We start from the raw sequence: 25,522 nt of genomic DNA, 5'->3' as shown, positions 1-25,522 counted from the left end.
ATTTCCGCATGCAGTACCGCCCGCTGGGCCGCACCGGCCTCCAGGTGAGCGTCCTTGGCCTCGGCACCATGACCTGGGGCCGCCAGAACACCGAAGCCGAGGGGCACGCCCAGATGGATCTGGCGCTCGACCACGGCATCACCTTCTGGGACACCGCCGAGATGTACGCGATCCCGCCGATCGCCGAATCCTACGGCACCACCGAGGAGATCATCGGCGCCTGGTTCCAGAGCCGCGGCAAGCGCGACCAGGTGATCCTCGCCAGCAAGGCCATCGGCGCGGCGCACGGCGGCTTCCCCTGGATCCGCGGCGGCAACGCGAAGCTCGACCGCGCCAACCTCGTGGCGGCGGTGGACGCCAGCCTGAAGCGGCTGCGGACCGACGTCATCGACCTCTACCAGCTGCACTGGCCCGACCGCGTCACCAACCGCTTCGGCGGCCGCAGCTACCAGCACAAGCCGGAGATGGACGGCACCCCGCTGATCGAGACGCTGGCGGTGCTGGGCGACCTCATCCAGGCCGGCAAGATCCGCCACATCGGCCTGTCCAACGAGACGCCCTGGGGCGTGATGACCTGCCTGAAACTGTCGGACATGCACGGCCTGCCGCGCATCGCCAGCGTCCAGAACGCCTACAACCTGCTGAACCGCGCCTACGAGACCGCGCTGGCGGAGATCGGGCTGCGCGAGGACGTCGGGCTGCTCGCCTACGCGCCGCTGGGGGCGGGGACGCTGTCGGGCAAGTACCTGGGCGGCACGGTGCCGCCGGGCACCCGGCGCGCCATCGACCACCGCAAGTCGCGCTACGACACGCCGAGCGCCGAGGAGGCGACGCGGGCCTACCTGGACATCGCCAGGCGGCATGGGCTGTCGCCGACGCAGATGGCGATCGCCTTCGTGGCGCGGCAGCCGTTCGTGGCCTCTGCGCTGATCGGGGCGACGCGGCTGGAGGACCTGAAGTCCAACATCGAGGCGCTGGATGTGGCGCTGAGCGACGCGGTGCTGAAGGAGATCGACGCGGTGCACGCACGGCTGCCGGATCCGTGCCCGTGAACTGGCGTTTGCCCCCTCCCTAACCCTCCCCCGCTTCGCAGGGGAGGGAACTCCGCCGCTCTGCCCCCTCTCCCGCGTCAGCGGGGGAGGGATGGGGAGGGGGCAAAAAGCTCAGACGAACAGCATCGCTCCGCCGGCCGGCGACTCGTTCAGGAAGGTAACCACGCCGCCCTTCCGCACCGGCACGTCGGGCCGCAGGCCAGCGCCGGGCGGCAGGCCCAGCGCCTTCAGGCCCATCTCGCAGGCCATGACGGTGACGCCCAGCGCCACGCAGGCGTCCAGCAGTTCCTCGAAGGTGGCCAGCCCGTTCTTGGCGAAGTAATGGTCGCGCTCGGTCGGTCGGCTGCCGTCGTCGGCGGCGTCCAGGTCGTGCCAGCCGAGCACGCCCGGCTCCTGCTCGTGCACCAGGGCGCGGAGCGCCCGGCCGGTGAAGAACAACGTCACCTTGCGGTTGGTCGCCGCCGCGGCGCTCGCCATGACGAGCGCGTAGTGCACGCGGTCGAAGCCGCCGGCGAACACCACGATGGACAGGCTGTCGGGTCCCTGCATGGCGGCCTCAGTGGTGCGACAGGTCATGAAGCGTGCGGTCGGTGCCGCACAGCGGGCAGGCCGGATCGGGCTTCACCGAGATGCGGTGGTAGCCGGCGTTGAGCGTGTCGAGCATCAGCAGGCTGCCCGACAGGCTCTCGCCGATGCCCAGCAGCTCCTTCAGCACCTCGGTCGCCTGCAGCGAGCCGACGACGCCGGCCAGCGCTCCCAGGATCCCACCCTCCGAACAGGACGGCACCAGCCCGCGCGGCGGCGGCTCGCGGAAGATGCAGCGGTAGCAGGGCCCGCTCTCGTGCGCCTTGAAGGTCGAGATCTGCCCGTCGAAGCGCAGCATCGCCGCGGAGACCAGCGTCTTCCTGGCGAAGAAGCAGGCGTCGTTCAGCAGGAAGCGCGTGCCGAAATTGTCCGACCCGTCGGCCACCACGTCGTAGCGCCCGATCAGGTCGAGTGCGTTGTCCTTGGTGATGCGGGCCTTGTGCGCCTCGATCCTCACGTCGGAGTTCAGCGCGCGGACGCGGGCGGCGGCGCTCTCCACCTTCGGCACGCCGAGAGTGGATTCGTCGTGGATGATCTGGCGCTGCAGATTGGAGAGGTCCACCACGTCGTCATCGACGACGCCGATGGTGCCCACTCCGGCGGCCGCGAGGTACAGCAGCAGCGGCGAGCCCAGGCCGCCGGCGCCCACCACCAGGACCCTGGATTTGAGAAGCTTCTCCTGCCCCACCCCGCCGACGTCCGGCAGGATGATGTGGCGGGAATAGCGGTTCAGCTGGGTGTCGGTGAAGTCCATGGGCGCCAGTGTAGCGCAGGACGGAGCGATCATGCATCCCCTCTCCCCTCTGGGGAGAGGGATAGGGCGAGGGGGACCCGCGGGGCGGAAGGTCACGGCGGTGCCGGACCCCCTCACCCCAAACCCTCTCCCCGCTTTCTGCGGGTCCATAGGACCCGCCTGTCGCGTCAGCCGGATCGAGGATCCGGCGTGAGCGAGGGGAGAGGGAGTATCCTTACTCCAGCCCCTCGAACAGCGCCGTCGACAGGTACCGCTCCGCGAAGGACGGCAGGATCACCACGATCAGCTTGCCCTCGTTCTCCGGCTTGGCACCGATCTCCAGCGCCGCGGCGAGGGCCGCGCCCGAGGAGATGCCGACCGGCAGCCCCTCCAGCTTCGCCACCTTGCGCGCGGTCTCGAAGGCGCGCTGGTTGGAGATGCGCACCACCTCGTCGATCAGCTTGGTGTTCAGGATGTCCGGCACGAAGCCGGCGCCGATGCCCTGGATCTTGTGCGGGCCGGGCATGCCGCCGGACAGGACGGGGCTGTCTTCCGGCTCCACCGCCACGGCCTTGAAGCCGGGCTTGCGCGCCTTCAGCACCTCCGACACGCCGGTCAGCGTGCCGCCCGTGCCGACGCCGGAGATCAGGATGTCGGCCTTGCCGTCGGTATCCTTCCAGATCTCCTCCGCCGTGGTGTTGCGGTGGATCTCCGGGTTGGCCGGGTTCTTGAACTGCTGGAGCATGTAGGTGTCGGGGCCTTGGGCCACCAGCTCCTCGGCGCGGCGGATGGCGCCCTTCATGCCCTCCGGCGCCGGGGTCAGCACCAGTTCGGCGCCCAGCAGCTTCAGCATCTTGCGCCGCTCGATCGACATGCTCTCGGGCATGGTCAGGATCAGCTTGTAGCCCTTGGCGGCGGCGACGAAGGCCAGCGCGATGCCGGTGTTGCCCGAGGTCGGCTCGACCAGCGTGGTGCGGCCGGGGGCGATCTTGCCCTCGCGCTCCGCCGCCTCGATCATCGCGAAGCCGATGCGGTCCTTGACGCTGGCCAGCGGGTTGAAGAATTCCAGCTTGCCGACGATGTCGGCCTTCACCCCGGCGTCCTCGGCCAGGCGCTTCACGCGCACGAGCGGCGTGGCGCCGATGGTGTCGACGATGCTGTCGTAGATCCTGCCGCGGAACTCGGCCATGGTTTCACCTCCCGAACGCGTGAATTGGTGGTATCTCACATCTGAAATGTGAGTTTAGGCGCCTCTTGACCAGAATCAAATGGTAAAGTCGATCCGGTCTTCGGTCTCGCTCTCGACGCCGGCGGCGCGGGCGCGCAGGCAGAGGTCCTCGATGGTGATGCCTTCCAGCTTGGCGATGAACTCGTCCTGCAGTTCCGCCCACATCGGCCGCACCACCTTGTGGCCGAGGATCGAGCCCGCGGGATCCTCGATGGGGTCCGAGGCGGTCTCCATGGAGCGGACGACGCGGACGATCTCGCCCAGCGTGATGCGGCGCCGCTCGCGGGCGAGGCGATAACCGCCGCGGGGGCCGCGCACGCCGGCCAGGATACCGTCGCGCACCAGCTGTTGCAGCACCTGCTCCAGGTAGCGCTTGGGGATTCCCTGGCGGCGGGTGATCTCGCCGGACTGCACCGGCTCGGTGCCGGCGTTGTAGGCGATGTCCAGCACCGCCTCGATGGCGAACATCAGCTTCTTGGAGATGCGCAGCATCACGACCTCTGCGTGGGCGACTGGGTTGAATGACCGGTGGAACCAAAGCCGCCCGCGCCGCGCGCCGTTTCCGGCAGGCGGTCGGCGGGCGCCCAGGCGATGCGCTCGTAGCGCGCCAGCACCAACTGGGCGATGCGGTCGCCACGGTTGATGGTGAAGGGCTCGGCCCCGTGGTTCATGAGGATGACGCCGACCTCGCCACGGTAGTCGGCGTCGATGGTGCCCGGCGTGTTCAGCACCGTCACCCCGTGCTTGAGCGCCAGGCCGGAGCGCGGCCGCACCTGCGCCTCGAACCCTGGCGGCAGGGCGATGGCCAGGCCGGTGGGGACCAGCGCCCGGCCGCCCGGTGGCAGCACCACCGGCCCGGCGACCGCGGCCACGAGGTCGAGGCCCGCCGAGTCGGCGGTGGCGTAGGCCGGCAATTCCAGGCCCTCCGCGTGGGGCAGGCGGAGGACGGGGACGGTCACGGCGGTCACGAAGCGGCTCCCTTCAGGTGGTCGGCGATGGTGCGGGCGAGGCGGTCGGCGACGGCGTCCTTGTCCATGGTCGGCCAGTCCTCAACCGCGTCCCCTTGATTGTTTGAAGCGGCGCGGATCAGGTGGACGGTGTTGGCGTCGCCGCCGAAGGTCTGGGTGCCCAGGGAGACATCGTTGGCGACGATCCAGTCGCAGCCCTTGCGGGCGCGTTTGGCCTGGGCGTAGGCGACCACGTCGCCGGTCTCCGCCGCGAAGCCCACCACCAAAGCGGGCCGTTGCGCGGACCTGGACACGGTGGCGAGGATGTCGGGGTTCTCGCACAGCTCCAGCGTCGGCGGGCCGCCGCCGTCCTTCTTCAGCTTGCGTTCGGCGGCGTCCTTGACGCGCCAGTCGGCCACCGCGGCGGCGAACACCGCGACGTCGACGGGAAGCGCGGCTTCACAGGCGGCGAGCATGTCGCGGGCGCTCTCGACGTGCCGGACGGTGCAGCCGGGCGGGTCGGGCAGGCGGGTCGGGCCGCTGACCAGCGTCACCTCCGCGCCCAGCCGCGCCAGTGCCGCGGCGATGGCGTGTCCCTGCTTGCCGGACGAGCGGTTGGCGATGTAGCGCACCGGGTCGATGGGCTCGTGCGTCGGACCGCTGGTGACCAGCGCGCGCGTGCCGGACAAGGGCTTCGGCGCCTCGCGGGCGGCGAAATGGTCCGCGATGGCGTCGACGATCTCCATGGGCTCGGCCATGCGGCCGGGGCCGTACTCGTTGCAGGCCATCTCGCCGTCGTTGGGGCCGACGGTGGCCACGCCGCGCGACCGGAGAAGCGCCATGTTGGCCTGCGTCGCCGGGTTCAGCCACATGCGCACGTTCATGGCAGGCGCCACCAGGATCGGCTTGTCGGTGGCGAGCAAGGCGGTGGTGGCGAGGTCGTCGGCCATGCCGGCGGCCATGCGCGCCAGGATGTTGGCGGTGGCCGGCGCCACCACCAGCAGGTCGGCGGCGCGCGAGAGCTGTATGTGCCCCATCTCCGACTCGTCGGTCAGCGACCAGAGGTCCTGATAGACGGTGTCGCCGGTCAGCGCCTGCACCGACAGCGGCGTGACGAACTGCGCGCCCGCCCGCGTCAGGACGGCGCGCACGGCGCAGCCGCGCTCGCGCAGGCGGCGGATCAGGTCCAGGCATTTGTACGCGGCGATGCCGCCCGCAATGATCAGCAGGACCCGCTTGCCGGCCAGGATGGAGTGGTCGCTCAACGCCGCCTCGCGGAGTACGCGGTTGGAAGTGTAGAATCTAGATATTCCATCACGGGGCCGCGGACAAGTCGGATGCGTACCCCATTTCCACGGTGCGGCCGTCATCCACTGGTTGTATCGGTCCTGTGAAACCGGTGCGGACGGACGGGATCCAATCGCGGTTTGCGCTGGCTCCCCAAACGTCGTAGCCTGGGAAGACACCAGTTTGCCGAGCAAAACCGCATGCTCTCTGCTCCCGCCACCGTCCTGCTGGTCGAAGACACGCCCTCGCTGGCTCGGGTCTACGCCGAGTATCTGAAGAAGGAGGCGTTCACCGTCGTCGCCGTGGAGACCGGGGCGGCGGCGCTGGAGGCCGTCTCCGACGGGGCGCCGCGCATCGTGCTGCTCGACCTGCAATTGCCGGACATGCACGGCATGGAGGTGCTGCGCCGGATCGAGGTGCAGGGGCTGCCCTGCGCCGTGGTGGTGATCACCGCGCACGGTTCGGTCAACGTGGCGGTCGAGGCGATGCGCCACGGTGCCTACGATTTCCTGGTGAAGCCCTTCTCGGCCGAGCGCCTCACCGTCACCGTGCGCAACGCGGTGGAGCGGCTGCGGCTGGCGCAGCTGGTGGACACCTACCAGAAGGACCTGGCGCGCACCCGCTACCACGGCTTCATCGGCTCGTCGCTGGCGATGCAGGCGGTGTACCGGATCATCGACAGCGCCGCCGCGTCCCGCGCCACCGTGTTCATCACCGGCGAGTCGGGCACCGGCAAGGAGGTCTGCGCCGAGGCCATCCACCGCCAGAGCCCGCGCGGCGACAAGCCCTTCGTCGCCATCAACTGCGGCGCCATTCCCAAGGACCTCATGGAGTCGGAGATCTTCGGCCACATGAAGGGCTCGTTCACCGGGGCGGTGGCCGACCGCGAGGGCGCGGCGGCGCGCGCCGACGGCGGCACGCTGTTCCTCGACGAGATCTGCGAGCTGGAGCCGAACCTGCAGACCAAGCTGCTGCGCTTCATCCAGACCGGCACCTTCATGCCGGTCGGCGGCAGCAAGCTGGAGAAGGTCGACCTGCGCATCGTCTGCGCCACCAATCGTGACCCGTTGAAGGAGGTGGAGGAGGGCCGCTTCCGCGAGGATCTCTACTACCGTCTGCACGTCATTCCCATCCACCTGCCGGCGTTGCGCGAGCGCGAGGACGACGTGATCGAGGTGGCGCGCCACTACCTCGCTGAGTACGCCCGCGAGGAGGGAAAGGGCTTCCAGCGCTTCTCGCCGGAGGCGGAGCAGGTGCTGCGCCTCTACCACTGGCCGGGCAACGTGCGGCAGCTGCAGAACGTGGTGCGCAACATCGTGGTGCTGCACGACGGCGACACCGTGCTGCCCGGAATGCTGCCGCCGCCGCTGGCGCCGCAGGCCGCGTCCCCGCCGCCGCCCATGGTGACCGCGCCCGCCGCCGGACCGAAGACGATCCGGCCGCTGTGGCAGGTCGAGAAGGACGCCATCGAGGACGCCATCGCCGCCTGCGACGGCAACATCCCGCGCGCCGCGGCGCTGCTGGACATCAGCGCCTCCACCATCTACCGCAAGCGTCTTGCCTGGCAGGCGGAGGGCAAGATCTAGCGTTATACGCCCTTTGCACAAGTCTCCTTTCCAAATCGCACTAGACGATCGAAAGTTTCGACTGCAAAGGATTCGCAATAAACGGCGTATTCCATTGTGGAATGGCGTGTCGATCGGCATATCTCCTCGACGGGTCTTGTCGATGGACAAGTGCAAGGACTAGCCTCGGCGCTCATCGTCTTCGGAGCACGCCCATGACCACCGGCACCGTCAAATGGTTCAACACCACCAAGGGGTATGGTTTCATCGCGCCGGAGGCCGGCGCCAAGGACGTGTTCGTCCACATCACGGCGGTGCAGCGTTCGGGCTTGCACGGCCTCGCCGAAGGCCAGCGCGTCCAGTTCGAGGTCGCCCGCGGCGCCAACGGCAAGGACGCGGCGGTGAACATCGCGGTGGTTAGTTGAGGTTCTGAAACCCCCTCCCTACCCCCCGCCTTTGGCGGTGGATGGAAGGGGAGGGGGCAAAGCTGTCGCCTACCCCACCACCCCCTTGACCCGGTATGCCTCCGCCGCCTCGCGGGCAAGCTGGGGGATCTGGCGGCGCAGGGTGCGGATTTCCGCCGTGGCGTGGCCGCGGCAGGCCATCTCCAGCTCGCGCGCGGCGACCGACAGGCGCTGGGCGCCGAAGGTGCCGGCGGTGCTCTTCAGCGTGTGCGCCTCCTGCGCCAGGGCCGAGGCGTCGGCTCCCGTTCCGGCGATGCGCTCGACGCGCTCGCGCGTTTCCTCCAGGAACTGGCGGATGACGTCGGCCAGCAGCTCGGGGTCGAGGTCACGGGCGAGCTGCGCCAGCACCTCGTCGTCCAGCGCGTCGGGCGCCGGTCCCTCCTCCTCGCCGACGGCGGGAGCCACCGGTTCGGGGGGCAGCCAGCGCTCCACCACCTCCAGCAGGCGGGTGCGGTCCACCGGCTTGCCGACATGGTCGTTCATGCCGGCGGCGAGGCAGCGCTCGCGGTCGCCCTCCATGGTGTCGGCGGTCATGGCGATGATCGGCCGCGTGCCGGCCGGCGGCGGCAGCGCGCGGATCGCCCGCGTGGCGCTCAGCCCGTCCATGTCCGGCATGGCGATGTCCATCAGCACCAGGTCGTAGGGCACGGTGCGCACCGCTTCCACCCCCTCCAGCCCATTGGCTGCGACGTCGATGCGGTAGCCGGCGGCTTTCAGGAAGGCAGTGGCGACCATCTGGTTGGTCGGGCTGTCCTCCACCAGCAACAGGCGGCGGCCGTTTGGGCGCGGTGCCGGGCGGGCGGCGGGCAGGGCCGGTTCGGGCGGCACCGCGTTGCCGTCCAGCGCGGCAAGCAGGCGGGCCTGCCGCGGCGGCTTGACCAGCGTGGCGTCGATCCCCGGCCGGGCGCGGCCGGCGGCCGGCCCGACCTCGGCGAGCAGCACGACGCGCCTGGCGCCCGCTTGGCGAAGGGCGTCGGCAAGGGCCGTGGCGCTGCCGATGCCGGTGTCGAGAAGCGCGGAGTCGACCGGGCCGGCACGCAAGGCGGCATCGGCGTCCGACGCTTCCACCACCTCCGCCCCCCAGGAGGCGATCTGCAGGCGCAGCGTCGCGCGGTTGAGCGGGCAGGGATCCACCAGCAGCACTCGTCGACCGGCCAGCGGCGGCGCGGCCGGGGTAGTGCCGGGCTGCGGCTCCAGCGGCACGGTGAACCAGAAGCGGCTGCCGCGGCCGGGCGCGCTGTCGAATCCGATGCTGCCGCCCATCAGATCGACCAGCCGGCGCGAGATGGCGAGACCCAGCCCGGTGCCGCCATAGCGCCGCGACAGGATCGGGGCGGCCTGGGTGAACTCCTCGAACAGGTGGGGGTGTGCGTCGAGCGGAATGCCGACGCCGGTGTCGGCCACCTCGAAGCGCACGCGCTCGCGGCCCTGATTGTCGAGGCCCTCGGAGGCGACGGTGACGGCGACGCCGCCCTCCTCGGTGAACTTCACGGCGTTGCCGGCGAGGTTCAGCAGCACCTGCCGCAGCCGCCCGGCGTCGCCGCGCAGCGCCGCGGGCAGCGTCGCCGGCACCGCGGCGGCGAGGCCGATGCCCTTGGCGGCGGCGCGCGGCGACAGGAGCTCCATGGCGCCCTCCACCAGCTCGACGAGGTCGAAGCCGGCCGGCTCCAGCTCCAGCTTGCCGGCCTCCATCTTCGACAGGTCGAGGATGTCGTTGAGGATCGCCAGCAGCGCCTCGCCCGACTCGCGGGCGGTCAGCGCGTAGGTGCGCTGCTGCTCGCTGAGGTGGCCGTCCAGCAGCACGCCGATCATGCCCAGCACGCCGTTCAGCGGCGTGCGGATCTCGTGGCTGATCATGCGCAGGAAGTCGGACTTGGCTTGGCTGGCCAGCTCCGCCTGCTCCTTGGCGCGGCGCAGCTGCGCCTCGGCGTCGCGGTAGGCGGTGATGTCGTGCACCGAGACGATGGCCACGGTGCGCCCGCGGTAGGGAACGTAGCGCGTCTCGCCGCCGACGACGTAGCGCGAGCCGTCGGCGCGCAGGCCGGTGATCTCGAAGCGGGTCTGGCTGCGGTCGGCCATCCGCTTCAGGCCCTTGGCGTGGTCCTCGGGCGCGACCAGGGTGATGAGCGGACGGCCGATCAGTTCGTCCGCGCTGTAGCCGGTCATGGCGAGCGCGGCGCGGTTGATGTCGACGATGATGCCGTCCTCGTGGACGATGATGCAGTCCGTGGCGGCGTCCGAGAGCTGGCGGAAGCGCTCCTCGCTCTCGCGCAGCGCCGCCTCGACCTGCCGGGGGGCGGTGATGTCCGTGTAGGTCATCAGCAGCGCGCCGTCGTCCAGGTGGCTGGTCAGGATCTCCAGCACCATGCCGTTCGGGCGCGTGCGCTCGAACCGGCCATCGAGCGCGACCAAGGCGTGGCGCTGCGCCACCAGCTCGTCGAGGTCGCCGACGCCGAATTCGCCCTCCAACGCCATCCGCCGCAGGAACTCGTCGGTGTGCAGGCCGACCGCCAGGAAGCCCGGCGCCAGGTCGAGCAGCGCCTCGAACCGGCGGTTCCAGGTCAGCAGGCGGCCGTCGGCGCTCCACACCACGATGCCCTGGGCCATGGCGGCGAAGGTCGCCTCCAGCAGGGTGGATTTCTGCGCCATCGCCTCGACCGCCTCGGACAGGCGGCGGTGCGCGGCGGTGGCGCGCTCCTCCGCCTCCTGCGCGGCGGCGCGGGCGCGCCGGGCGGCGCCGGTCTCGCGCAGGGCGAGGGCGAGCAGCAGCAGCGCCGCGGCCAGCGGCCCCGCCATCTCCAGCAACGCCGCCCAGAGCGTGGTGAAGGCGTCATGGAGCGGGTAGCCGAAGAAGTGCAGCAGGTCGTGCACCAGATCGCCCACCAGCAGGACCAGCGCGGCGGCGATCAGCAGGCCTCGGCGAGTGGCAGGGGACATGGGGAGCTCCGGTGACGACCGGGCCGATCCTAGATCCCCTCAACGCTCAAGGGAATTGCCGGATTGCGCCACCGCCGCGGCGAGCCGCCGCTGTCCCAGCACGCGGCCGAGGATGCCGTGGCGCGGACCCAGCAGCACGGCGAGCGTCAGGATCGCGCCGGCCGCCACCGCGATCATGCCGGCGGCGTTCAGCGAGTGCTCCGCCCCCAGCCAGAATGGCCCGAACGCCGCGCCGGCGTAGCCGGCCACCCCGGCCAGCGCGCCCAGCGCGGTGCTCAGCGCCAGCTGAACCGGCAGCCGGTCGGTCAGCAGCCGCGCCGCCGCGGGCGGGGCGATCAGCATGGCGACGACGAGGATCGAGCCCACCGCCTCGAACGCGGCGATGGCGGTGGCGGCGGTCAGCAGCAGCACGCCGTAATGGAACAGCCCCGGCCGCAGCCCCAGCGCGCCGGCCAGACCGGGGTCGAAGGCGGCGATGGTCAGTTCCTTGCGGAACAGCAGCACGCAGGCCAGCACCAGGGCGAACACGGCCGCGAGCGTCACCACCTGCCGCGGCAGCTCCAGCCACACCGCCGGCCTGAGCAGGGAGGACCAGGTGGTGGGCGCCAGCCACAGGATGGTCTCCAGCTGGCCGTACAGCACGCAGTCGGCGTCGAGATCGACGGCGCGCGCCGGCCCCTGCTCGATCAGCACCACGCCGGCGGCGAAGAACAGCGTGAACACCACACCCATCGCCGCCCCGGATTCGAGCCGGCCGAGACGCCGCACCGCCTCGATCAGCACGCCGGCCAGCGCGGCGGAGACCAGCGCCCCGGCCATCATCGGCAGCGTGTCGCGCGACCCCACCAGCAGGAAGCCGCCGACGATGCCCGGCAGCACCGCGTGGCTGACCGCGTCGCCCATCAGCCCCTGCCGGCGCAGCACCAGGAAGTTGCCGACCAGCGCGCAGGCGGCGCAGGCCAGCACGGCGGCCATCAGGGCGGGCAGGTCGATCTGCAGGAAGTCCTGAAGGGTCAGGTGCATCGCGCGCGCTCCTCCAGCACCCGCACGAGGTCGGCCGGCAGCACGCGGTCGATGGGGGCGATTCCCCAGTCGGGCGTGGCGGGGGCGAGGGCGGGGTGGTCGATCAGGAAGCGCTCCCACAGGCGGCGGTTGCGCTCTGCGGCGCGGGCGGCGGCGTGGCCGCGGCCGGTGAGGGCGCCGTTGCGGCAAAAGCCTTTCAGCGCCAGCCAACGCCGCATGGCCGGGGACGCGTCGGCGTCGGCCAGCAGCCGGCGCAGCGCCTGCTGCTCGGCCAACGCGAGGCGCAGGCGGCCGGCGCGCAGCGCGGCGGCAAGCAGACCGCGGGCCGGAGCGAACAGGAAGCTCAGCAGGAAGAAGCCGCCGGCCACCAGCACGATCACCGCGCCGGCCGGCAGCTTCGGGAACAGGGCCGACAGCGCGGCGCCCAGCCAGCCGCTCAGCGCGCCGAGCACGGCCGCGATGACGGTCATGGCCGCCAGCCGCTCGGTCCAGAAGCGCGCCGCGGCGGGCGGGATGATCAGCAGCGCCACCACCAGGATCAGTCCAACCGTCTGCAGGCCGATCACCGTGACCAGCGCCGCCAGCGCCATCAGCGCAATGTCCAGACGCTGCACCGGCCAGCCCTGGCCGTGTGCGAAGCCGGGATCGAAGGCGACCAGCCGCAGCTCCTTGAACAGCAGCGCCGTGGTGCCGGCGGCGGCGAGCGCCAGCACGCCCATGGCCACCGCCTCGCGCCACGCCATCGCCGCGGTCTGGCCGAGGATGAAGTGGCCCAGGCCTGCCTGTCCGCCGACCTGGAGGGTCTGGATGTAGCTCAGCAGCACCACGCCCAGGCCGAACGCGGTGGCGAGCACGGCGCCGATGGCCGAGTCCTCGGTCAGGCGGGTGAAGCGCACCAGCGCCTGGATGGTCAGCACCCCCAGCACGCCGCTGGCCGCCGCGCCGGCCAGCAGCAGCGGCAGCGAGCGCCCCGGCAGCCCCAGCCAGACGCCCAGCAGGAAGGCCGCGGCGATGCCCGGCAGCGTGGCGTGGCTCAGTGCGTCGCTGACCAGGGCGCGGCGGCGCAGCAGCAGGAAGGTGCCCACCGTGCCCCCGGCCATGCCCAGCGCCGCGGTGCCGGCCACCACCACCGCGGTGTTGAACCCGGCCTTGAGGGTGAGGACGCGCGCCGCCTCCTCAAGCACCGGACACCTCGAAGGGCAGGGGGCGGCCGCCGTAGGCGGCGCGCAGGTGGTCGGGCGTCAGCACCTCGCGCACGGGGCCGTCGGCGATCACGCGGGCGTTCACCAGCAGCGCGTGGTCGAAGTACTCGGCCACCGTCTGCAGGTCGTGGTGCACGCAGACCACGGTCCGCCCGGCGGCGTCGAGGTCGCGCAGGACCTGGAGCACCGCGCGCTCGGTGGCGGCGTCCACCCCGGCGAAGGGCTCATCCATGAAGTAGAGCTGCGCCTCCTGCGCCAGCGCGCGGGCCAGGAAGACGCGCTGCTGCTGGCCGCCGGAGAGCTGGCCGATCTGCCGGTGCGCGAAGTCGGCCATGCCGACGCGCTCCAGCGCGTGCAGGGCGGCCTCCTTGTGGGCGCGGCCGACCGGGCGGAACCAGCCGATCATGCCGTAGCGCCCCATGGCAACGACGTCGAGCGCCGACACCGGGAAATCCCAGTCCACGCTCTCGCGCTGCGGCACGTAGCCGACGAGGCGGCGCTGCTTGCGCAACGGCCGGCCGAACACCTCGACCGAGCCGGCGACGGTGGGCACCAGGCCGAGGCACGCCTTGATCAGCGTCGACTTGCCGGCGCCGTTCGGACCGACCACGGCGATCAGGCCGCGCGGTGGTGCCACGTAGGTGACGTCCCACAGCACCGGCTTGCGGTGGTAAGCGACGGTAAGGCTGCGGACCAGCAGCGGGCTCGGCCCCATCGGGGTCTGGCCGGCCTCGTCGCGGGCTCCGGGCGTGCGCCAGAGATACTGCATGGTCGGCCTCCCTTACCGCTGCGCCAGTGTCAGCTTGCCGCGGAAGCCGCCGGCCGGGGCGTCGCCGCCCAGCGCCCGCGAGATCAGCGTGACGTTGTGGTCGATCATGCCGATGTAGGTGCCCTCATAGGTGCCGGGTGCGCCCATCGCGTCGGAGAACAGCGCGCCGCCCAAGGCCACGGTGTGGCCGCGTGCCGCGGCCCCCTCGACCAGCGCCTGGACGTTGCGGTCGGAGACGCTGGTCTCCGGGAATACGGCGGGGATCTTGCGCTCGACCAGCAGGGCGACCAACTCCTCGATGCTTTTCAGGCCGGCCTCGGACTCGGTGCTGACGCCCTGGATGCCGCGCACCTCGATGCTGTAGGCGCGGCCCAGGTAGTTGAAGGCGTCGTGCGCGGTGACCAGCACCCGCGCGTTGCCGGGGATCGAGGCGAGGACGCGGCGGGCGTAGGCGTCCAGCTCGGCCAATTCCTTGCGGTAGGCATCGGCGTTGCGGGCGTAGGTCTCGGCGCCGGTCGGGTCGGCGGCGGACAGCGCGTCGCGCACCGAGTCGAGCGCGTGGATCCACAACGCCGGAGCCATCCAGACGTGGGGGTCGTCGTTCCCCTCGAACTGCGGCGGGGTGATGCGCTGCTCCCGCGGCACCCGGTCGGCGACGCGGACCACCGGCTTGCCGGACGAGGCAACGCGCTGGAACGCCTCGTCCATCTTGCCTTCCAGGTGCAGGCCGTTGACCAGAACCACGTCGGCGCGGGTCAGCCGGGCGATGTCGGAGCGCGTCGGCTTGTAGAGGTGCGGGTCCACGCCCTCGCCCATCAGCGCCGACACCTCGGCGCGCTCGCCGGCCACGGCGCGCGCCACGTCGGCGACCATGCCCGTGGTGGCGAGGACGTTGAGGCGCTTGGATTGCGCGGAGGCCGGAGCGGCCGTCCACAGCAGCGTCAGCATCGCCAGGAGAAAAGCTGAATACCTGTTCATATTCCCGATCATTCAGACGAGTTCCGTCATAACAAAATAAAGATGCCGCGATCGTCTTTTCCGCCTCTGGATATATGAAGCGGAGTCGCGGCGAGACAAGACATGTTCCGTCGCTTCGGATGGGTTACAGGTCGGCGGTCGCGCGCTATACTGGCGGGCATGATCGTGCTGTTCACCGATTTCGGGCTCGCCGGGCCGTACACCGGGCAGGTCAAGGCGGCGCTCCTGCGCGAGGCGCCGGGCGTGCCGATCATCGATCTGTTCGCCGACGCCCCGGCCTTCGACCCGCAGCTCTCGGCCTACCTGCTGGCCGCCTACGCGCCGGAATTTCCGGCCGGCACGGTGTTCGTCTGCGTCGTCGATCCCGGCGTCGGCACGGAGCGCAGGCCGCTGTGGGTGCAGGCCGACGGCCGCACCTTCGTCGGCCCGGACAACGGCCTGTTCGAGCTGGTGCGCCGCCGTGCGGTGGACTTCAAGGCGGCGGTCATCGACTGGCGCCCGCCGCGGCTGTCGAACACCTTCCACGGCCGTGACCTGTTCGCCCCCGTGGCGGCGCGGGCGGCGCTGGGCCGCGCCCCGCTGGCAACGCCGGTGAGCCAGGAGGAGATCGCCCGGCCGGACTGGCCGGACGATCTGGCGCGGATCGTCTATGTGGACGTCTACGGCAACGCCATGACCGGGCTGCGCGCCGGCAGCGTGCCGGAGTCGGCGCTGCTGATCGCCAACGGCTACGAGTTGCGCCACGCCCATACCTTCGGCGCTGCGGCGGAGGGCGAGGCGTTCTGGTACGTCAACTCCAACGGGCTGGTGGAGATTGCCGTCAACCGCGGGCGCGCGGACCGCGACCTGGAACTGGAGGTGGGGATGGCGGTCGAGGTGGAAGCCTGAGTCGCACCCTATGACTTGCCCCAGGCCCGATCGCCCCGCTACCCTTCCATTCCAATGAGATAAGAACCGGGGTCAGGGAGGGCGTCGCATGTATCCCCATCTGCGCGACGAGGCGCGCTGGGTCGTGCCGGAGGTGCTGGCGTATCAGGCCGCGGCGCGCGGCGACCGGCCGTTCGTCACCATGGCGGACGGGGCGGCGCTGACCTACGCCCAGGCGCAGGACGAGGCGGCGCGGGTCGCCGGGTTCCTGGCGTCGCTCGGGGTCAAGCCGGGCGACATGGTGGCGGTGATGCTGCCCAACGGGCTCGACTTCGTGCGGGTCTGGCTGGGGCTGGCGCGGCTGGGCGCGGTGCTGGTGGCGCTCAACACCGACCTCAAGGGATCCTTCCTGGAGCACCAGCTGGAGAACGCCGGGGCGGCGCTCGCCATCGCCGACCAGACGCTGCTCGACCGCTTCGCCGAGCTGGGATCGCGGCTTACCGCGCTGAAGACGGTGCTGAGCGTCGGCACCGCCGTGGCGCCCAGCGGCTTTCCGTTCGCCCTGGCGGCGCTGGAGGGCTGGCGCGGCGCCGGGCCGTACGAGGGGCCGATGCCGCGGGCCGGCGACACGCACTGCGTCATGTACACCTCTGGCACCACCGGGCCGTCTAAGGGCGTGCTGATGCCGCACGGGCACGCCTTCCTGTTCGGGCTGGGCTCCATCGACAACTACGCGATGACCGAGGCGGACCGCTTCTACATCTGCCTGCCGCTGTTCCACGCCAACGGGCTGTTCATGCAGCTGTTCGCCACCATGATCGCCGGCTGCGACGCGGTGCTGCGCGAGCGGTTCAGCGCATCGGCCTGGATCTCCGACGTCCGCCGCTACGGCTGCACGGTGACCAACAGCCTGGGCGCCGTCACCGCCTTCGTGGTGGCGCAGCCGCCGCGGCCCTACGACCGCGACCACCGGCTGCGCCTGGTCGGCGCCGCGCCCAACCCGGCGGCGACCGAGGCGGTGCTGCGCGAGCGCTTCGGCATCCGCGACGTCATCGGCCTGTACGGCATGACCGAGGTGAACATTCCGCTCTATTGCGAGATGGGCAACCCGCGTCCCGGCACCTGCGGCCGGCTCTACGACCGCTATTTCGAGGTGGAGATCCGCGATCCCGTCACCGACGTCCCGGTGCCGCCCGGCCACATCGGCGAGGTGATGGTGCGCCCCAAGGCGGCGTTCGGCTTCATGACCGGCTACCACCGCATGCCCGACAAGACGGTCGAGGCGTGGCGGAACCTGTGGTTCCACACCGGCGACGCCGCGGTGATGGGCGAGGACGGCTACGTCACCTTCGTCGACCGCATCAAGGACTGCATCCGGCGGCGCGGCGAGAACGTCTCCTCCTACGAGGTGGAGACCGCGATCTCCCGGCTGGAGGGCGTGGAGGAGGTGGCGGCCTACGGCGTTCCCTCGGAAGGGGAGGGCATGGAGGAGGACATCATGCTGGCCGTGGTGCCGTCCCCCGGGGCGGCGCTGACGGTGGAGGCCGTCGTCCGCCACGCCGCGCGCGAGCTGCCGCGCTACGCCCAGCCGCGCTACGTGCAGATCGTTGACGCGCTGCCGAAGACGCCCACCGCCAAGGTGCAGAAGGGCAAGCTGCGCGAGCGCGGCGTCGGGCCCGGCGTGTGGGACCGGGTGCGGGATGCTACGTAGAGGCGCGCATGCCCCTCCCCAGCCCTCCCCCGCTTCGCGGGAGAGGGGGTAGAGCGGCCAAGTTCCCTCCACCTCGAAGAGGGTGAGGGTTAGGGAGGGGGCAGCAGTCTTTACGCCGCCTCGAGCAGGCAGCGGTCGAGCCCGCGGGCATCGGCCGGCAGGGTCAGCACGGTGAAGGCGTCGTCGCCGGTCCGGGCGTCGGCCGGGCCGGTGGTCATGATGATGCGGGTGCGCGGGTACAGCATGCGGGCCAGCGCCGCGATGCGCTCGCCGTCGTCGGACTCCGCGTGGCTGCGCAGCAGGGCGATGCCGGGCTCGCGCTCGCCGATGATCGACAGCGCCTCGTAACCGTCGCTGGCCTGCGCCACGGTGAAGCCCAGCGCCTCCAGCTGGCGGGAGACGGCGGTGCGCTGCTCCAGGTCGGTGTCGGCGACCACGGCCAGCCGCGCCGGAGAGGACTTCCCGACCTGCACGTCGATGCTGAACACAGTCAAGCCTCCGCCTCATGTCATATGGCCAGGACGGCAATACCTGACCAATGTCATACACTATTGGCCGGAGGGCGTAAAGAAACCATTAAGGGATGCGAACGACGATCTTCCGGTCGAGCAGCGCCAGCATGGGCAGGTCGCTCGGGCGGTTGCCGTAGCCCCAGGTCTCGCCGGCCGGGCCGTTGGCGGCCAGCCAGGCGCGCACGCGGTCGGCCTTGTCGATGCGCACGCAGTTGCCGGTGGCGAGGCGGCCGGTCAGGCGGCCGTCCTGCACCTCCATGCCGGTGGCGAGCAGGTCGTCCACCGCCTCCTCCCGCAGCAGGAAGGGCATGTAGACGTCGAGCGCGCCGGTGGCGACCACCACGCGGCGTCCGGCGCGGCGGTGCTCGCGCAGGGCCTGCACGGTGGGCGGGTGCCAGCGCAGCTTGGCCGACATCCGCTCAGCCGCGGCGTGCGCGTCGGCCAGCGGCAGGCCGCGCAACGTGCGCTTCAGCAGGATCTCCTTGATCGAGCCGCGGAAGTCCACCCCCGGCCCGCGGCCGCGCAGGTGGCGGTGCCCCGCGGAGCGGATCGCGTCGGCGAAGGCCAGCCGCGTGCGGCGCCGGCCGATCACCTCGGCGATGAACATGGGCAGGGTGTCGCCGTGCACCAGCGTGCCGTCGAAATCGAAGAAGGCGACGCCGGGATGCTGCTCGACAGCAGGCCGGTCGAGGGTAGGGGCTTCCGTCCGCATGACGCGTGTGTAGCAGATCGCTGACGGAATGGCGTCCTCAATGAATGAAGTGCCAGACGGTCTCTGACTCGTCGTCATCGTCCTCGTCGTCGTCCTCCGCCTCCTCGACCAGCTCGTCGACGGCGCAGTCGAGGCTGGCCTTGATGGAGACCAGCAGGTTGATCATCTCGCCGGACTCGCGCTCCAGGTTGCGCAGCCGTGCGTCCATGGCGTCGAACTTGGCCTCGACGGTGTCGTGCAGGCGGTCAAGGCGCGCGAGGATCGCCATCAGAAGGGGGTCGTCGCTGTGATCCATGGGCGGCCTGGAGTCCCGTGCTTTTGCGGTCGATTCTGAACCTAGACCGTAGGGGACGCCACGCACAGTCCCGCGGGCGGCGCACTCCGCAAGGGTTTCCAGGGCTCCGGCCGGTTCCGGACGGCGCGACCGGCGAATCCCGCCGGATAACCCCCTTCTATCAAGAGTTGTCTTGCGAGGCCGTCTGACGGCCGAGGGGGACGCCGTACAGCTCCAGGCGATGGCCAACCAGTTCATAGCCCAGCTTGCGGGCGATGGTGGACTTCAATTGCTCCAGTTCCTCGCTGGTGAACTCCACCACCTCGCCGGTCTGCAGGTTGATGAGGTGATCGTGGTGCTCGTCCTTCTTCTCCTCGTACCGCGCGCGGCCGTCGCCGAAGTCCAGCCGTTCGATGACCTGGGCGTCCTCGAACAGGCGCATGGTGCGGTACACGGTGGCGATGGAGATGCGCGGGTCGATGACGACGGCGCGGCGGTGCACCTCCTCCACGTCGGGATGGTCGGTGGACTCCGACAGCACGCGGGAGATCACCCGGCGCTGGTCCGTCATCTTGAGGCCCTTCTGGGCGCAGAGGTCTTCGATCCGCGAAGGCATAGGATCCACTTTCCGGGACTGACCCAAGAAAGATAGTGCGGAGGCGAAGCGTTCCAAAGGGGGAAGAAACGGCTTTATTCAAGGGGCGTAGAAACGTTCGCATGACCAGCATTGCTGGCCTTGGGCGCCGTGATTCCGGCGTCGCCTTGACCGCGGTCAAGTCATGGACGAAAGGGGTGCTGCATTGTTGCGAATGCGTCGCATTACCGATTTTGGCCGGTCGTGCGACGCGACGCCATACCGCCCGCCAGCCCGCCGTTTCGCCAGCCAGCCAGGGCCCGTCCAACACCCAGCCATGGACCGCCCATGCCTGCTTCGCGCACCCTGCGCCCTCTGGCGCCATTGCCCTTCCTTTTGCTCAGCGTTCCCGCCATCGCCCAGGACGGGGCGATGCGGCTCGATCCGGTGTCCGTCACCGCCACCCGCACCGAGCACACGGCCTCCGAGGCTCCGGCGACCGTCACCATCATCAACGCCGACGAGATCGCGGCGAAGGGGGCCGCCGACCTCCAGGAGGCGGTGCGCTCCACGCCCGGCATCAGCCTGCTCGGTCAGCAGGTGGGTGGGCGCAAGACCTTCTCCATCCGCGGCACCGACAACCGCCACACGCTCGTGCTGATCGACGGGCGCCGGATCTCGGCGACCGACGACGTGATCGGCCACTCCGACTACCAGTACGGCTGGATCCCGATGGGGCAGGTGGAGCGCATCGAGGTGGTTCGCGGCCCGATGTCGGCGCTCTACGGCTCCGAGGCCATGGGCGGCGTCGTCAACATCATCACCAAGAAGACGGGCAAGATCTGGACCGCCCAGGGAACCGTGCGCGGCGACCTGAACCCCGACGCCGGCGGCGACGGCCGTCAGGTGGCGGTTTCGGCGGGTGGCCCGCTGGGCGACAAGGTCTCCGTCGGCTTCTCGGCCGAGGACTTCCGCGAGGCCGCCGTGCCGCTGCCCGGCACCCCGCTTCTGAGCGAACTCGAGGGGCGCAGCCGGCGCGGCGGCACCCTCGACCTCACCTTCCGTCCGGTCGAAGGGCATGAGGTGTCCGTCAACCTGCTGGAAAGCCGGGAGACCCGCTGGCGTGGCAACCAGGAGACCTCCGGCGCCCGACGCTACTTCACCGACAGCTACGACCTCGATCGCAGCCAGCGCTCGGTGGGGTACCGCGGCGACTGGGGGGTGGCGCGGTCGGAGATCCGCTACACCGAGACGGAGTTCGACGTCACCAACAGCCGGACTCTCGGCATCGCGCCGACCCGGCCGCAGAACCTCAAGGACCGGATCCTCGACGGCAACGTCATCGTGCCGGTCGGCGAGCGGCAGGTCGTCACGGCGGGCGGCGAGCACCGGACGGAGACCCTGCGCAACGCCGGCCTCCTCGGCGGCGAGGACAGCGCCACCCACAAAGCGCTCTACCTGCAGGACGAGATCGTGCTCACCGATACGGTGTCGGTGACGCTCGGCGGGCGCCGGGACGTGCACCAGACCTTCGGTGCGGAACTGAGCCCGCGCGCCTACGTCGTCTGGAAGGCGACGCCGTCGCTCATCGTCAAGGGCGGTTACGGCGAAGCCTTCCGGGCGCCGACGCTGAAGCAGATCTCCCCCAACTACGTCGGCGCGGAGGGGCCGCACACCTTCCTCGGCAACGCCAACGTGCGGCCGGAGACGAGCCGCACCTGGGAGATCGGCTTCGACTGGGCCGGCCAGGGCCGGTCGCTCGCGGCGAGCATCTTCCGCAACGATTTCGACGACCTGATCGACACCCGCCTCGTGCGCGTCCAGGGCGCCCGGCGCACCTACATCTACGACAACATCTCGCACGCCCGCATCGACGGTCTGGAGGCCGCGGGGCGCCAGGAACTGGGGGCCGGCTTCGCGCTGTCCGCCAACTACCTGTACCTGCACGCCACCAACCGGGACACCGGCGCCGATCTGGAAGGGCGGCCGCGGCACAGCGGCACCCTCGGGCTGGACTGGGAGAGCGGCCCCTGGCAGAGCCGGCTGAGCGCCGAGTACCTGGGCCGCCAGTATCTGTCCGGCACCGCCGGGCCGACGAGGGCGCCGTCCTACACCCTCCTGCACCTGACCGGCAGCTACCAGATCAACGAGAACCTGCGTCTGCGGGCCGGCCTGAACAACATCGGCGACGTGCGTCTGGCGGACAAATCCCCGCTGTTCCCTTACGCCGAACGGGGGCGGACGGTGTACGTCGCCATGAACGCGTCCTTCTGACAGGCACGTCCGCCTTCAAAAGGGAAAGGGCATGCGGCATGCCCTTTCCCCATGCTTTTGCGGACGGTCAGGCCAGCCCCTTCTCCATCATCGCGGACAGCCGCCTGGCGAAGGCGACCGGGTCGGGCAGGGCCTCGCCCTCGACGATGCGCGCCTGGTCGAGCAGCAGCCACGCCACCTCGGCGAGGTCCTGATCGGAGGCGCCGGCGCTCCGGGCGCGGTCGACCAGCCGCTTGATCAGCGGGTGGCCGGGGTTCAGCTCCAGGATGCGCTTGGACTCGCCGGCGCCGAGCTGCTTGTGCTGCTTCAGCAGGCGTTCCAGGTGCAGGTCCATGTCGGTCTCGTCGGCGACGAGGCAGACCGGGCTGTCGGTCAGGCGCTCCGACGGGCGGACGTCCTTCACCGCGTCGGCCAGCGTCAGCTTGAACAGCGCGATCAGGCTGGCGACGTCGCCCTCGGCCGGCTTCTCCGCCTCCGGCTTGTCCTCGCCGCCCTGGATCTTGCCGAGGTCGGCGCCGCCGCGGGTGACCGACTTGAACGTCTTGTCCTTGAACTGGCCGACCGCCGGCACCCAGAACTCGTCCACCGGGTCGGTGAGCAGCAGCACCTCCACGCCCTTGGCGCGGAAGCCCTCGAGCTGCGGGCTCTTGAGGAGCGTGTCCACGTCGTCGCCGGCGATGGTGTAGATGGCGTCCTGCCCCTCCTTCATGCGGCCGACGTAGTCCTCCAGCGAGACCAGCCCGTCGCCGTTGGTGGAGCGGAAGCGCAGCAGCTTCAGCAGCTCGTCGCGGTGCTCGTAATCCTCGTACAGGCCCTCCTTGAGGACGGCGCCGAAGTTCTCCCAGAAGGTCTGGTACTCCGCCGCGGTCTCCTCGTCCCTGGCCTTCTTCGACAGCTCGCCCAGCACGCGGCGGGTGATGCCGGCGCGGATCTTCGCCAGCATCGGGTTGTGCTGCAGCATCTCGCGGCTGATGTTCAGCGGCAGGTCCTCGGTGTCCACCACACCCTTGAGGAAGCGCAGGTAGGGCGGCAGCAGGCCGTCCGCGCCCTCGGTGATGAACACGCGCTTGACGTACAGCTTCACCCGGTGGGCGCGCTTCGGGTCGAACAGGTCGAAGGGACGGGTGGCCGGGACGTACAGCAGGTTGGTGTACTCGATCGCCCCCTCGGCCCGCCAATGGATGGTCAGCCACGGGTCGTCGAAGCCGTGCCCGACGTGGTGGTAGAACTCCTTGTACTGCTCGGGCGTGATCTCGTTCTTGGAGCGCATCCACAGGGCGGACGCGCTGTTCAGCGCCGTGGCGTCGTCACCCTCGCCGAACAGGATGGGGATGGCGATGTGGTCGGAGTACTTGCGCACGATGGCGCGCAGGCGGTGCTCCTCCAGGTACTCGTCGTCGCCCTCGCGCAGGTGCAGGATCACGCGGGCGCCGCGCGCCACGTTGTCCGCCTCGCCGATGGTGAACTCGCCCCGGCCGTCGGAGATCCAGCGCCAGCCCTGCGCCTCGCCGGCCTTGCGGGTCAGCACCTCGACCTTCTCGGCGACCATGAAGGCGGAGTAGAAGCCGACGCCGAACTGGCCGATCAGGCTGACGTCCTTCTTCGAATCGCCGGTCAGCTGGCGCATGAAAGCGGCGGTGCCCGAGCGCGCGATGGTGCCCAGGTTCTCGACCAGGTCCTCGCGGTTCATGCCGACGCCGTTGTCGGCGACGGTGAGGGTGCGCGCCTCCTTATCGACGATCAGCCGGACCTTCAGGTTCGGGTCGTCGGCCGACAGCTCCGGCTGCGTCAGCGCGGCGTAGCGCAGCCGGTCGCAGGCGTCGGAGGCGTTGGAGACGAGCTCGCGCAGGAAGACTTCCTTCTCGCTGTAGAGCGAGTGCGCGACGATGTCGAGCAGGCGGCTGACCTCGGCCTGGAAATTGAGCCGTTCCTCGGTCATCGGGTTCACCTTGGTTCTTTTTGTTGGTCGGACGAGTTGGTGGATCGGAGTTCCGGGCGCCCCTCCTGTACCGTCATCCCCGCGAAGGCGGGGATGACGGCAAAAAGGGTTCGGGCCGGAGGTGCGCCGGGCCGATCCGGCCGGATATGTGTGAAAAATCCGGCCGGGGTGCAAGAGCGTCGGTTGCGTTTTCGCTCAGTTCTTCTTGCCGCCCTTCGGCTTCGCCTCTGGCGCCGGCTCGGGCGCCGTGGCGCCCAGGCCCATCATGGCGCTCATGTCGGCGCCGTTCAGCAGCATCTGCCCGCCCTCGGTCAGCTCGAACTTGTAGGTGCGGATGTCCTTGCCGGCCTCGTCCTTGCCCTGCTGGCCCATGGCCTGGAGCATGGCGATCATGCCCAGCGTCTCCTGGGTGCCCGGGTCCGGCTGGGCGCCGGGCTTCGGTTTCAGCGCCTCGGCCGCGGAGTCGAGGCCGCGCAGGATCACCTCGGCGCCGCCCACGGCGCCCATCGCCGCCTTGGACAGCATGCGCAGCGCGCCGGTGACCGAACCGGTGGCGGCGGGCGTGTCGAGCGTCAGCTTGTCCAGCCGCAACTCGGTGCCGGCGTTGGTGGCGGCCTCGGTCAGCATGGTGCCGGTCACCGCCATCAGCGCGTCGCGCGCCTCGTTCTTGTTCTCATCGGCGCCCTTCTTCTTGGCGCTGGGCTTGCTGGGCTTGGCGCGCTGCTGCTCCTCCAGCGCCGCCATGGCGGTCACCGCCTGGCCGATGGCGGCGTTGGGCAGCTTGGCCAGCGAGACCTGAAAGTCGAAGCGCTGCGGCATGAACTGCTGCGGGCCGGGCAGCGGCTCGATCTTCAGGCCGTCGCCCTGGAAGCCGAAGCTGAAGGTGGAGGCGGCGCGGTCCATGTCGGTGATGCCGAACTGCAGCGCCGCGAGGTCGAAGGCGACGCGGCCCTCGGCGTCGCCGGCTGCGACGTTGCTGACGCGCAGGCGCATGGTGGCGTCGCCGAGGATGCCGCCCAGCAGGGGCAGGAACTGCGCCGACGGCGGCTCGGTGCCGGCGGCCGCGTACTTGGTGGCCAGCGCCTTCAGCTGGCCCACCTTGGCCAGGTCCAGGCGGCCGTAGTTGGCCTCCATGGTCACCGAGCCGATCTTCAGCAGCGTCGCCTTCTTGTCGGACAGCGTCACGTCGCTGATGGCGCCGGCCACCGGGCCGCTCCAGATGTTGGGGCCGCCATCCGGGCGCATGTCCTGCGTCGCGGTCAGCGAACCGATGCGCAGCGCGCCTTCCTTCTTCGGCGGCACCAGCGCGATGTCGCCGTAGGCGACGTCGGCCTGGACGAAGTTCTCCACCGCCGTGTTCCACACGCCGGTGAAGCGCTGCTTGCCGATGGTGAGGGCCGAGGTCTTGTCCTCGTCGTCGGTCAGTTCCATGCGCGAGGGCAGCGTCACCTCCACCGCGTAGGTGGCGTCGGCCTTCGGCACAACGTTCAGCTTGATGACGCCGACGTCCAGGCTCGCGTCCTCGCCGGAGATGGTGAGCGGCGGCAGCGCCACTTCGTAATGGTCGCCGGCGGGAGTGACGGTCGGCTCGCCGTCGAAGAAGACCTCGACGCCCTCGTCCTCGGACTCGGGAAAGGTCTGCTTCAGGCCCTTGGCGATGGCGGCGCGGATGGCGGCGGCCCCATCGGCGCTGATGGCCGGTGCCGACTGCGCCCAGGCCGGGCCCGAGATGGCGAGGGCGACGGCGGCGGCCAGCGTGGCGGAGCGGAACATGGAGCCTCCCGGTTCGGTTGGTCTTTGCTGACGTCCAGTAGAGCGCGTCCCGCGGCCGCGGTCCATCACGATGCGGCGGGCGCGGTGCGGGACACGGCTTCCCTTACGCTTGCAAT

At 70.5% G+C, this 25,522-nt stretch carries 23 protein-coding genes; 6 read left to right on the top strand and 17 right to left on the bottom strand.

What is annotated here, in order from left to right:
* Positions 1-8: 8 nt before the first annotated feature.
* Positions 9-1,052 carry an NADP(H)-dependent aldo-keto reductase gene (locus ACRWK7_RS32770; protein ID WP_431861658.1) on the top strand — a complete coding sequence of 348 codons (1,044 nt, stop codon included), beginning with the start codon at positions 9-11 and terminating at the stop codon, positions 1,050-1,052.
* A 111-nt stretch (positions 1,053-1,163) separates the two neighbouring features.
* On the opposite strand, the gene ACRWK7_RS32765 is transcribed toward ACRWK7_RS32770, so the two are convergent.
* The 6 genes from ACRWK7_RS32765 to coaBC all read right to left on the bottom strand — a co-directional run bounded on the left by ACRWK7_RS32765 (position 1,164) and on the right by coaBC (position 5,810).
* The gene (locus ACRWK7_RS32765) at positions 1,164-1,601 is read right to left on the bottom strand and encodes a DsrE family protein (protein WP_431861656.1); all 438 of its coding nucleotides are present in this window, start codon (positions 1,599-1,601) and stop codon (positions 1,164-1,166) included.
* A gap of 7 nt (positions 1,602-1,608) precedes the next feature.
* On the bottom strand, positions 1,609-2,391 hold the full coding sequence (locus ACRWK7_RS32760) for a HesA/MoeB/ThiF family protein (protein WP_431861807.1): 783 nt from the start codon (positions 2,389-2,391) through the stop codon (positions 1,609-1,611).
* 214 nt (positions 2,392-2,605) lie between these two features.
* Entirely contained in the window at positions 2,606-3,559 is a 954-nt protein-coding gene (gene cysK, locus ACRWK7_RS32755; protein ID WP_431861654.1) for a cysteine synthase A, read from the bottom strand.
* A 75-nt stretch (positions 3,560-3,634) separates the two neighbouring features.
* A complete protein-coding gene (locus ACRWK7_RS32750; RefSeq protein ID WP_109118885.1) occupies positions 3,635-4,090 on the bottom strand; it encodes an RrF2 family transcriptional regulator in 456 nt (151 codons plus the stop codon).
* The gene (dut, locus tag ACRWK7_RS32745) at positions 4,090-4,566 is read right to left on the bottom strand and encodes a dUTP diphosphatase (RefSeq protein WP_431861651.1); all 477 of its coding nucleotides are present in this window, start codon (positions 4,564-4,566) and stop codon (positions 4,090-4,092) included. The genes ACRWK7_RS32750 and dut overlap by 1 nt, the downstream gene beginning before the upstream one ends.
* A complete protein-coding gene (gene coaBC / locus ACRWK7_RS32740) occupies positions 4,563-5,810 on the bottom strand; it encodes a bifunctional phosphopantothenoylcysteine decarboxylase/phosphopantothenate--cysteine ligase CoaBC (RefSeq protein ID WP_431861649.1) in 1,248 nt (415 codons plus the stop codon). Before coaBC ends, dut begins: the two co-directional genes overlap by 4 nt.
* 222 nt (positions 5,811-6,032) lie before the next feature.
* Here coaBC and ACRWK7_RS32735 point away from each other — a divergent pair, with 222 nt between their 5' ends.
* Positions 6,033-7,418 carry a sigma-54-dependent transcriptional regulator gene (locus ACRWK7_RS32735; RefSeq protein ID WP_431861647.1) on the top strand — a complete coding sequence of 462 codons (1,386 nt, stop codon included), beginning with the start codon at positions 6,033-6,035 and terminating at the stop codon, positions 7,416-7,418.
* Between the two features lie 194 nt (positions 7,419-7,612).
* Positions 7,613-7,822 (top strand): cold-shock protein, encoded by a 210-nt coding sequence (locus ACRWK7_RS32730; protein ID WP_431861645.1) that lies wholly within the window; start codon positions 7,613-7,615, stop codon positions 7,820-7,822.
* Positions 7,823-7,891: 69 nt separating this feature from the next.
* On the opposite strand, the gene ACRWK7_RS32725 is transcribed toward ACRWK7_RS32730, so the two are convergent.
* Genes ACRWK7_RS32725 through ACRWK7_RS32705 form a run of 5 tightly spaced genes read right to left on the bottom strand, consistent with a single transcriptional unit; the run spans position 7,892 to position 14,770 of the window.
* Entirely contained in the window at positions 7,892-10,798 is a 2,907-nt protein-coding gene (locus ACRWK7_RS32725) for an ATP-binding protein (protein WP_431861643.1), read from the bottom strand.
* Positions 10,799-10,837: 39 nt separating this feature from the next.
* A complete protein-coding gene (locus ACRWK7_RS32720; RefSeq protein WP_431861641.1) occupies positions 10,838-11,821 on the bottom strand; it encodes a metal ABC transporter permease in 984 nt (327 codons plus the stop codon).
* Positions 11,812-13,005: a metal ABC transporter permease gene (locus ACRWK7_RS32715; protein WP_431861639.1), complete on the bottom strand. Its 1,194-nt coding sequence runs from the start codon at positions 13,003-13,005 to the stop codon at positions 11,812-11,814. The genes ACRWK7_RS32720 and ACRWK7_RS32715 overlap by 10 nt, the downstream gene beginning before the upstream one ends.
* Entirely contained in the window at positions 12,998-13,792 is a 795-nt protein-coding gene (locus tag ACRWK7_RS32710; protein WP_431861637.1) for a metal ABC transporter ATP-binding protein, read from the bottom strand. The genes ACRWK7_RS32715 and ACRWK7_RS32710 overlap by 8 nt, the downstream gene beginning before the upstream one ends.
* Before the next feature lie 12 nt (positions 13,793-13,804).
* Positions 13,805-14,770 carry a metal ABC transporter solute-binding protein, Zn/Mn family gene (locus ACRWK7_RS32705; RefSeq protein ID WP_431861635.1) on the bottom strand — a complete coding sequence of 322 codons (966 nt, stop codon included), beginning with the start codon at positions 14,768-14,770 and terminating at the stop codon, positions 13,805-13,807.
* A 159-nt stretch (positions 14,771-14,929) separates the two neighbouring features.
* Between ACRWK7_RS32705 and ACRWK7_RS32700 the strand changes: the two genes are divergently transcribed.
* Together ACRWK7_RS32700 and ACRWK7_RS32695 are read left to right on the top strand one after the other, a co-directional pair.
* The gene (locus ACRWK7_RS32700) at positions 14,930-15,658 is read left to right on the top strand and encodes an SAM hydrolase/SAM-dependent halogenase family protein (protein WP_431861633.1); all 729 of its coding nucleotides are present in this window, start codon (positions 14,930-14,932) and stop codon (positions 15,656-15,658) included.
* 88 nt (positions 15,659-15,746) lie between these two features.
* Entirely contained in the window at positions 15,747-17,348 is a 1,602-nt protein-coding gene (locus ACRWK7_RS32695; protein WP_431861631.1) for an AMP-binding protein, read from the top strand.
* Between the two features lie 110 nt (positions 17,349-17,458).
* On the opposite strand, the gene ACRWK7_RS32690 is transcribed toward ACRWK7_RS32695, so the two are convergent.
* The 4 genes from ACRWK7_RS32690 to ACRWK7_RS32675 form a co-directional block, all read right to left on the bottom strand.
* The gene (locus ACRWK7_RS32690; protein WP_431861805.1) at positions 17,459-17,836 is read right to left on the bottom strand and encodes a response regulator; all 378 of its coding nucleotides are present in this window, start codon (positions 17,834-17,836) and stop codon (positions 17,459-17,461) included.
* An 88-nt stretch (positions 17,837-17,924) separates the two neighbouring features.
* The gene (locus ACRWK7_RS32685) at positions 17,925-18,572 is read right to left on the bottom strand and encodes an HAD family hydrolase (RefSeq protein ID WP_431861629.1); all 648 of its coding nucleotides are present in this window, start codon (positions 18,570-18,572) and stop codon (positions 17,925-17,927) included.
* Between the two features lie 37 nt (positions 18,573-18,609).
* On the bottom strand, positions 18,610-18,867 hold the full coding sequence (locus ACRWK7_RS32680; RefSeq protein ID WP_431861627.1) for a hypothetical protein: 258 nt from the start codon (positions 18,865-18,867) through the stop codon (positions 18,610-18,612).
* Positions 18,868-19,027: 160 nt separating this feature from the next.
* Positions 19,028-19,462, bottom strand: coding sequence for a Fur family transcriptional regulator (locus ACRWK7_RS32675; protein ID WP_431861626.1), 435 nt, complete (start codon positions 19,460-19,462; stop codon positions 19,028-19,030).
* 306 nt (positions 19,463-19,768) lie between these two features.
* Here ACRWK7_RS32675 and ACRWK7_RS32670 point away from each other — a divergent pair, with 306 nt between their 5' ends.
* On the top strand, positions 19,769-21,694 hold the full coding sequence (locus tag ACRWK7_RS32670) for a TonB-dependent receptor domain-containing protein (RefSeq protein ID WP_431861624.1): 1,926 nt from the start codon (positions 19,769-19,771) through the stop codon (positions 21,692-21,694).
* Between the two features lie 67 nt (positions 21,695-21,761).
* Here the strand turns inward: ACRWK7_RS32670 and htpG are convergent, their stop codons facing one another.
* Positions 21,762-23,633: a molecular chaperone HtpG gene (htpG, locus tag ACRWK7_RS32665; protein ID WP_431861622.1), complete on the bottom strand. Its 1,872-nt coding sequence runs from the start codon at positions 23,631-23,633 to the stop codon at positions 21,762-21,764.
* 195 nt (positions 23,634-23,828) lie between these two features.
* Positions 23,829-25,406, bottom strand: a complete 1,578-nt coding sequence (locus tag ACRWK7_RS32660) for a hypothetical protein (protein ID WP_431861620.1) — start codon at positions 25,404-25,406, stop codon at positions 23,829-23,831.
* Between the last annotated feature and the right edge of the window lie 116 nt (positions 25,407-25,522).

It is taken from the genome of Azospirillum sp. (assembly GCF_050789165.1).
Note: the sequence above shows the minus strand (reverse complement) of the source record. Positions and strands in the feature narration are given on the sequence as shown.